Annotated in this window: 9 protein-coding genes; 3 read left to right on the top strand and 6 right to left on the bottom strand. The window is 62.0% G+C overall.

Annotated features, from left to right (window positions below):
- Both ACTIEN_RS19960 and ACTIEN_RS19955 read right to left on the bottom strand, forming a co-directional pair.
- On the bottom strand, positions 1-116 hold a 116-nt coding region (locus ACTIEN_RS19960), incomplete at its 3' end, for a GTP-binding protein (RefSeq protein ID WP_439524908.1).
- A 140-nt stretch (positions 117-256) separates the two neighbouring features.
- Positions 257-898 carry a hypothetical protein gene (locus tag ACTIEN_RS19955; protein ID WP_439524906.1) on the bottom strand — a complete coding sequence of 214 codons (642 nt, stop codon included), beginning with the start codon at positions 896-898 and terminating at the stop codon, positions 257-259.
- Positions 899-998: 100 nt separating this feature from the next.
- Here ACTIEN_RS19955 and ACTIEN_RS19950 point away from each other — a divergent pair, with 100 nt between their 5' ends.
- On the top strand, positions 999-1,238 hold the full coding sequence (locus tag ACTIEN_RS19950; protein ID WP_439524905.1) for a hypothetical protein: 240 nt from the start codon (positions 999-1,001) through the stop codon (positions 1,236-1,238).
- Here the strand turns inward: ACTIEN_RS19950 and ACTIEN_RS19945 are convergent.
- Both ACTIEN_RS19945 and ACTIEN_RS19940 read right to left on the bottom strand, forming a co-directional pair.
- Positions 1,235-2,434: an NAD(P)/FAD-dependent oxidoreductase gene (locus ACTIEN_RS19945; protein WP_439524904.1), complete on the bottom strand. Its 1,200-nt coding sequence runs from the start codon at positions 2,432-2,434 to the stop codon at positions 1,235-1,237. The two genes, ACTIEN_RS19950 and ACTIEN_RS19945, sit on opposite strands and share 4 nt — an antisense overlap.
- A gap of 3 nt (positions 2,435-2,437) precedes the next feature.
- On the bottom strand, positions 2,438-3,301 hold the full coding sequence (locus tag ACTIEN_RS19940; RefSeq protein WP_439524903.1) for a D-amino-acid transaminase: 864 nt from the start codon (positions 3,299-3,301) through the stop codon (positions 2,438-2,440).
- Positions 3,302-3,481: 180 nt separating this feature from the next.
- Between ACTIEN_RS19940 and ACTIEN_RS19935 the strand changes: the two genes are divergently transcribed.
- Positions 3,482-4,489 carry a DUF5671 domain-containing protein gene (locus tag ACTIEN_RS19935; protein WP_439524902.1) on the top strand — a complete coding sequence of 336 codons (1,008 nt, stop codon included), beginning with the start codon at positions 3,482-3,484 and terminating at the stop codon, positions 4,487-4,489.
- Positions 4,490-4,495: 6 nt separating this feature from the next.
- Here ACTIEN_RS19935 and dgcA read toward each other — a convergent pair whose 3' ends face one another.
- Together dgcA and dgcN are read right to left on the bottom strand one after the other, a co-directional pair.
- Positions 4,496-5,458, bottom strand: coding sequence for an N-acetyl-D-Glu racemase DgcA (gene dgcA, locus ACTIEN_RS19930; RefSeq protein WP_439524901.1), 963 nt, complete (start codon positions 5,456-5,458; stop codon positions 4,496-4,498).
- A 74-nt stretch (positions 5,459-5,532) separates the two neighbouring features.
- Complete coding sequence (dgcN, locus tag ACTIEN_RS19925; protein WP_439524900.1) at positions 5,533-6,534, bottom strand: N-acetyltransferase DgcN; 1,002 nt, start codon at positions 6,532-6,534, stop codon at positions 5,533-5,535.
- Positions 6,535-6,794: 260 nt separating this feature from the next.
- Between dgcN and ACTIEN_RS19920 the strand changes: the two genes are divergently transcribed.
- A complete protein-coding gene (locus ACTIEN_RS19920) occupies positions 6,795-7,754 on the top strand; it encodes an L-malyl-CoA/beta-methylmalyl-CoA lyase (RefSeq protein ID WP_439524899.1) in 960 nt (319 codons plus the stop codon).
- Positions 7,755-7,801: the final 47 nt, after the last annotated feature.

Raw genomic sequence — 7,801 nt, 5'->3', positions numbered from 1 at the left:
AAATCACCGAAATACTTCGTGATCGCCGCCGTCAGCGTCGTCTTGCCGTGGTCAACGTGACCAATCGTGCCAATGTTGCAGTGCGGCTTGCCGCGCTCAAACTTTTCCTTGCCCATCTCTTCAGACGCCTCGTGACTTGGGGGGTCCACCCGACCCGGTTTTCATCGCGGGCGATCTATGCGCAGAAAACCAGAAAATCAAGCCCAAACACACCTTCATGGGGCGGATCCCGCCCCAGCCGTGTCGAACCGGAACGTCAGCGGCTGGTCGACGCTGCAGAGGCTGCGGAATTCGTGATCGCCACCACCTCTGGAGGTACAACAACGCCCGCCTCGGCGTCATTCCCGGATGCCGGACCCGCCACAGGCGCCATGTCTGTGCCCGCAGGGGTCGTGAACCAGCCATCGCTGTCCTGCATCTCGCGCAGCCAGACCTCAACCAGGCGGGCCGCCTCTTCGGCAAGACCAGTCAATTGTTCATCGCGGTTCTTGGAGATCCGGGATTCGAACACCTTGATCACCTGGATCTGCTTGGGCTCGGCGTTCATCTTGGCCTGAGCGGCGTCGTCCCAAAGCGTGACGTTCAGCGCCAGGGCGGATTTTCCAGGTATGATGGGGGGTGGCAGCGAATAGGCTTCGACGCTCACCCCGAGGTGGTAATACCTGTCGCCATCAAAGCGGCTGAACCGCTGGCCCAGCGCATCGGTCATCGCCTCGATCCACTCTTCTTGTGTCGCATCGCGGGATACCAGCAGCTTTTGCAAATTCGGGGCAACAACGCCGACATGACCAAGTCGGAAATCCCCCATGGGATCTGTCGGTCCTTCAAGATCACTTGTCGAACTGGCACAGGCGGCCAGCGCCAGAAGCAGTGGAAAGGCAACTAAGAAGCGGCGCATCGCGTCCCCCGGAGGTGTCATCCGCCCTTGTCTAACCCAGCCCCCCGAAAGGCGCAACGCAACCGGACTGGTCCCCTGCGTCACATGCCCTAACGCTTTGGTGAGAATACCGCCCTGTACCGGCGAAACCGATGCAGACCGCCCTGTCTATCCGTCCCTTCGCAACGGTCTCCACATCTGCATCGGCGCCAGCTTTGTCCTGCAAGAGGTGGTGATGATCCTCGCCACCTTGCTAGGACGATTCCGTTTCAAATCGGTTAAGGGCGTCGTCCCCGACCCGGTGATCACCCTCGCCCTGCGCCCCGAAGGCGGTGTCCGGCTCGAAGTTGATCCGCTTTAGATCACTGCCTTCTCGGCCTGCGGCGCGCCGCTCAACAGTCGGTCAAAATGAAACCCTCCGAGATCAAGGGTCCGGTACGCGCCAAAGCACAGCCATTCCGCCAACCCGCGCCCCATTGCCGGAGCCTGCTGCAAGCCGTGACCCGAAAATCCGTTGATGAACAGATAGTTGCCGACATCCGGATGCGGCCCCAGTATCGCGTTATGGTCGAACGTGTTCATCTCGTAATGGCCCACCCAGCCGTGGGTCAGCTTGATCGCCTCGAACTGCGGAATGCGCGCGGCCAGCAACGGCCACACCTCGGACTCCCACAAGCCATGATCCATGTCGAAATCGTCAAATCCCACCGCCGGATCATCGCCGAAATACCCACCCGCCTGATAGGTGCCACCCCCGTTCTCGCGCACATGCAGGCCCGACGGATCAATGGTCAAAGGCAAATCCCGATCCAGCGGCACTTGCGCCCTGAACACCCAGGAATAGCGCTTGCGCGGCTCAACCGGCAGATCAATCCCCGCCATCGCCGCCACATGCCCGGCACGCGGTCCGGCGGCGTTGATCAGATGTCCGCAGGTGATCCGTTCACCGGTGGAGAGCGTCACCGACCGCACCTGTCCACCAGAGACATCCATCCCGGTCACGTCAGCCTCGACATACTCCACGCCGCGTTCGCGCGCCTGTCGCCGCAGCCATTCGAACACCGCCATGCTGTCGAAATAGCCTTCATCGCGCGTGTTGATCGACCCCAGAACGATGTCGTCAAGCGCATAAAACGGGTAGTCTTCGGCGATCTGGTCTGGCGTCAGCAACCGCGTCTCGGCACCCGCCGCCACCTGCACGGCCGCCCGCGCGCGCAGATCGTCGGCAAAGGATCCGGAGTCCGCCAGGTACATGTAGCCGAAATTGCGTATCGCGATCTCGGGCACGCGCGTATCGCACCCCATGAAACCGCGCAGGTTGGTGATGAACTCCGCGCCGAACTGGCTGATCTTCACGTTCAGCCCGGTCGAAAACTGCTGCCGGATACACGAGGTCGAAGTTGCTGTAGCGGACCTCTCAAAGCTCATGTCCCGGTCGATGACCAGCACCCGCCCGTCGAACCCCAGATCGGTCAGGAACCACGCCACCGCCGAGCCCATGATCGCCCCGCCGACGATCACGACATCATAGCTCTCCCGCTCACGCACAGCAGCCATGGCTCAGATCGCGGTTTTCAGACTTTCTTCAAGGTAAATCTCGCGCAACCGCAACGCACGCGCCCCCGGCGTTCCGTCGCCAAGCGCCACATTGTCGATCTCGACCACGGGCATCACAAAGGCCGAGGCCGAGGTGATGAACGCCTCATCCGCCGCTTTCGCCTCGTCGATGGTGAAATCGCGCTCTTCCACCTTCATCTGCGCCTCACGCGCGAACCGCAGAACAGCGGCGCGGGTGATCCCGTGCAGGATGTCGTTCGACAGCGCCCGCGTGATGATGGTGTTGCCCTTGATGATATAGGCGTTGTTGCTGGTGCCTTCTGTCACAGCCCCGTCCTGCACCATCCAGGCATCATCTGCGCCCGCTTTCTTGGCCATCATCTTGCCCATCGACGGGTAGAGCAATTGCACCGTCTTGATGTCGCGCCGCCCCCAGCGCACATCCTCGATCGAGATGATCTTGAGACCTTTCTTCGCTGCCGGATTGTCCGCCAGGCCCGGCTTGGACTGGGTGAAAAGAACCACCGTCGGCTCGGTTGTTTCGGGATCGGGAAAGACGAAATCGCGGTCGCCATCGGACCCGCGCGTGATCTGAAGATAGACCAGCCCATCCTCGATCCCGTTCACCTTCACCAATTCGCGGTGAATATCGAGCAGATCATCGAATGCCGCCGGTTTCTTGATGTCGAGCTCGCTCAGCGACCGCTCAAGCCGTTTTGCATGCCCCGCAAAGTCAATCAGCTTGCCACCCAACACGCTGGTCACCTCATAGACCCCATCCGCCATCAGAAAGGCGCGGTCGAAGATCGACACGGTCGCCTCGTGTTCAGGCAGGTAGTCTCCGTTCACATATACGGTGCGGGTCATGGGCGGGTCCTTATGGCGATGGGGATATGCAATCTGTCTGTCAGACCATGTACCGAAGCGCGCCTCCCGGTTTCAAGGCATTTCAATCCCGCGGGGGGGGGGGCGCATTGGAAAAATTCGTTGACGGGGCCAGACGATCTGATCATTCCCGATACATCCGCCTTCCGACAGGAGACCGACATGCAGATCCCGCAAGAACTGTCCAGCTATGTCCGCGACGCCTTTGAGGCCAATCAGGACGAGGCCGGGATTCGGACCGCCCTGAAGGCAGCCGACTGGACCGAAACCGAGATCGACGCCGCCCTCGCAGGGTGGATGCCACAGGACGGTGCCGGGGCCGTTCCCCGCCCCATGCGATCCAGCGCTGCCCGCGATGCGCTGTTCTACGCGCTGCTGTTCGTGGTCTTCGGCATGGTTGTCGGCAGCACCCTCACCCTGCTTTTTGCCCAGATCAATCTCTGGCTGCCCGAACCCGAGGAAACCCAGAATTACGGGCGGCTGTCCGGCCTGCGCTGGTCGATGGCTGCGCTGTTGGTTTTTGTTCCGGTGTTCTGGGTGCTTGATCGCAAAGACCGGCAAGCCACTGCAAAAGACCCTGCACGCAGACACGGAACTGTGCGCCGATGGCTGTCGGCCATTGCAATGCTCTGCGCCACGATCACGCTTCTGGGTGACGCGCTTTTCCTCATCTACAGCTGGCTGGACGGCCAGATCACCCTGCGATTCCTCGTCAAATCGGCAACGGTCGCCATGATGGCGCTGGTGGTGCTGGCCTATTTCCGCGAAACCCGCGATCTGCCGTTTCCCGGGATTCCGATCCCCGCCGCCTGGGTGCTGACCGCGTCAGCCCTTCTGTCGCTGGGCCTGTCCTTCTGGCTGGTCGGTGGCCCCGCGCAGGGCCAGATGGAACAGCGCGACCGGTGGCGCATCACCGATCTGCGCACACTGGCCAACGATGTCGCGGACTGTCCGGGCCTCGACCGCGCCGCGCTGCCGGAAACCCTTGATCCGATGACCTGCGCCCGCAATCCGGCGCGGCTCACCGGCTTCGCAAGTGCCATCACATACAACCGGATCACAAACACCGAATATACCCTCTGCACAAACGCAGAGTTCCCCCCGGCGATCAACGATTACGGATTGCGGATCGAAGATTCGACGGTCTGCCTGCAACGGCGCACCGACTGAAGCACCTCACCCCCAAAGCGCCGCTGCTGACGGGTGTACACCGGACTCGTCAAACTTCAGTGGCGCGTCGCGATCCTCGGCCAGCAAGAGCGGCCCGTCCAGATCGGTGATCGCCGCCCCCTGCGCCACCAGAACCGCCGGGGCCATCGCCAAAGACGATCCGACCATGCAACCGACCATGACGTCATAGCCCTCGGCCCGCGCGACATCGCGCAGCTTCAGCGCCTCGGTCAGTCCTCCGGTCTTGTCGAGCTTGATGTTCACCATGTCGTACTTGCCCTTGAGCCTGGGCAGCGACGCACGATCATGGCAGCTTTCATCCGCGCAAAGCGGCACCGGGCGATCCACCCCCAAAAGCGCCTCATCCTGCCCCGCCGGCAAGGGCTGCTCCACAATTGCAACACCCAACCGCACCAGATGCGGCGCCAGATCGGCATAAACCTCCGCTGACCAGCCTTCATTGGCATCCACGATGATCCGCGCGTCCGGCGCACCGGCGCGCACCGCTTCCAGACGCGGCATGTCGTCGGGCGTGCCCAGCTTGATCTTCAGAAGTGGGCGATGCGCATGTGTCGCCGCCTGCGCCTGCATCGCCTCGGGTGTGTCCAGCGACAGGGTATAGGCCGTCACCTCCGGCCGTGGCGCGGCCAACCCGGCAAGGTCCCACACCCGCCGCTCGGCCTGTTTCGCTTCCAGATCCCAAAGCGCACAATCCACCGCGTTCCGCGCTGCCCCGGCAGGCAAGGCCTCCTGCAACGCCGCCCGGTCGATCCCGGATGGCAAGGACCGGATCTGCGCCTCGACACTCTCCAGCGTCTCGTCATACCGCGCATAAGGCACACATTCGCCCCATCCGGTCACGCCATCCCGCGTGATCCGAACGGTCAGCACCTTCGCCTCGGTCCGACTCCCGCGCGAGATGGTGAACACCTGCGCCAACCGGAACACATCGCGCGTCACCTCGATCATGGGCACCTCCCCCTGCTTCTTCTTTTTCCAAATATGCAAACACCACGCCGCCAAAGGCGCTGTGTCCCGGATTGTCAGAGCGCCGCCAAGGCCTCGGCCAGACGGTCCGCCCCGTGACGGTAGGGATCCACCGCAGGCAGCCCCATGCGGTCTTCCAGCTCCCCGAGATACGCCACCGCCTCGGCCTCGCCCATATGCTGCGTGTTGATCGAAATCCCGGCCACGACACAGTCCGGGTTCGCCACCCGCGCCAGCGGCAGAGCCATGTCGCGCAGCGCCTCCAGCGACGGCAGATCATAGCCCGGCAGACCCCGCATGTGGGTGCGTGTCGGCTCGTGACACAGGATCAGCGCATCCGGCTGGCCGCCATGGATCAGCGCCAGCGTCACACCCGAAAACGAGACGTGGAACAGGCTGCCCTGACCTTCGATCACGTCCCAATGATCCGCATCATTGTCCGGCGTCAGCCACTCGATGGACCCGGCCATGAAATCCGCCACCACGGCGTCCAAGGGCACCCCGTCACCCGTGATCAGAATGCCGGTCTGTCCGGTTGCGCGAAACGTGCTTTTCATCCCCGCGTCGCGCATCGACTTGTCCAGCGCCAGCCCGGTATACATCTTGCCCACCGAACAATCGGTGCCGACCCCCAGAACCCGCTTGCCGCTGCGCTTGACGCCATCGGCGATGGGATACGCGACCTCGGGCACCCGCACATCATGCAGGCTGCGCCCCGTCGCCTTGGCCACCGCCACGAGGTCGGGCTCATCGCGCAAGAGGTTGTGCAAGCCAGAGGCAAGGTCAAAACCCTCCTCCAGGGCCATCACAAGCACCTTCTTCCAGGCTTGGGATATCTTGCCGCCCCGGTTTGCAACCCCGACCACCAGCGTCTTCGCACCCGCCGCTTTTGCATCTGCCAGCGTCATGTCCGGCAGGCCAAGATCAGCCTTGCAGCCGTCCATGCGGAACTGTCCGACACAATTGTCCGGTCGCCAGTCGCGGATTCCCTGGGCCACTTTCGCGGCAAGCCCGTCCGGTGCATCCCCCAGGAACAGAAGATATGGTGTCTCGATCATTGTGACCCCCTGATATTCGAAATGTTTGGTGGCAGGATGGCAGTCCGTCGGATCAATTGCATCGCCTGAACCGCCGGATTTCAACACCACTGCACAAAATATATCCACTTTTTCGCCCTGACTTCGAAGATTCTTGCACAGCACATCCATGCTGCGCAGCAGCGGTGATTCCGCAGGTGCAAAATGCACTTGCAGAAAGGCGCGTAATTTCATAACCCAAAGGCGACACGAAACGAAATATCCTTACCAAGAGGCCCTGCATGTCCTTCCGTATCCAGCCCACAGCGCCCGCCAGACCGAACCGCTGCCAACTTTTCGGCCCCGGCTCGCGTCCGGCAATCTTTGAAAAGATGGCAAAGTCGGATGCAGATGTCATCAACATCGACCTTGAGGACAGCGTTGCGCCATCCGACAAGGACTCTGCGCGCGAAAACATCATTCAGGCGATTGGCGATATCGACTGGGGCGCCAAGACCCTCAGCGTGCGCATCAACGGGCTTGATACGCCGTTCTGGTATCGCGACGTGGTCGATCTTCTGGAACGCGCGCCAGATCGTCTTGACCAGATCATGATCCCCAAGGTCGGTTGCGCCGCTGATCTCTATGCGGTTGACGCCCTGGTGAGCGCCGTGGAAGCCGCCAAAGGCCGCAGCAAACGGATTGCCTTTGAGGTCATCATCGAATCCGCCGCTGGCATCGCCCATGTCGAAGAGATCGCCGCCGCCTCGCCACGCCTTGAAGCGATGAGCCTGGGCGCGGCTGATTTCGCAGCCTCCATGGGCATGCAGACCACCGGGATCGGGGGAACGCAGGAGAATTACTACATGCTGCACGAGGGCCAGAAACACTGGTCCGATCCGTGGCACTGGGCGCAAACCGCCATCGTTGCCGCCTGCCGCACCCATGGCGTGCTGCCTGTGGACGGGCCGTTTGGCGACTTCTCGGATGACGAGGGCTTCCGCGCGCAGGCGCTGCGCTCGGCAACGTTGGGCATGGTGGGCAAATGGGCGATCCACCCCAAGCAGGTGGCGCTTGCCAATGAAATCTTCACCCCGTCCGACGCCGCCGTGACCGAGGCCCGCGAGATCCTCGCCGCGATGGAAGAGGCGAAAGCCAAAGGTGAAGGCGCAACCGTCTACAAGGGCCGGCTGGTTGACATCGCGTCGATCAAACAGGCCGAAGTGATCGTCCGCCAGTTCGAAATGATATCGACGGACTAAGAATTTTCGTACGAAAATTCTCAGGGTCAGTTTCTTCGTACGAAGAA

This window comes from Marivita sp., assembly GCF_051859345.1.
GTDB lineage: Bacteria > Pseudomonadota > Alphaproteobacteria > Rhodobacterales > Rhodobacteraceae > Marivita.
Note: the sequence above shows the minus strand (reverse complement) of the source record. Positions and strands in the feature narration are given on the sequence as shown.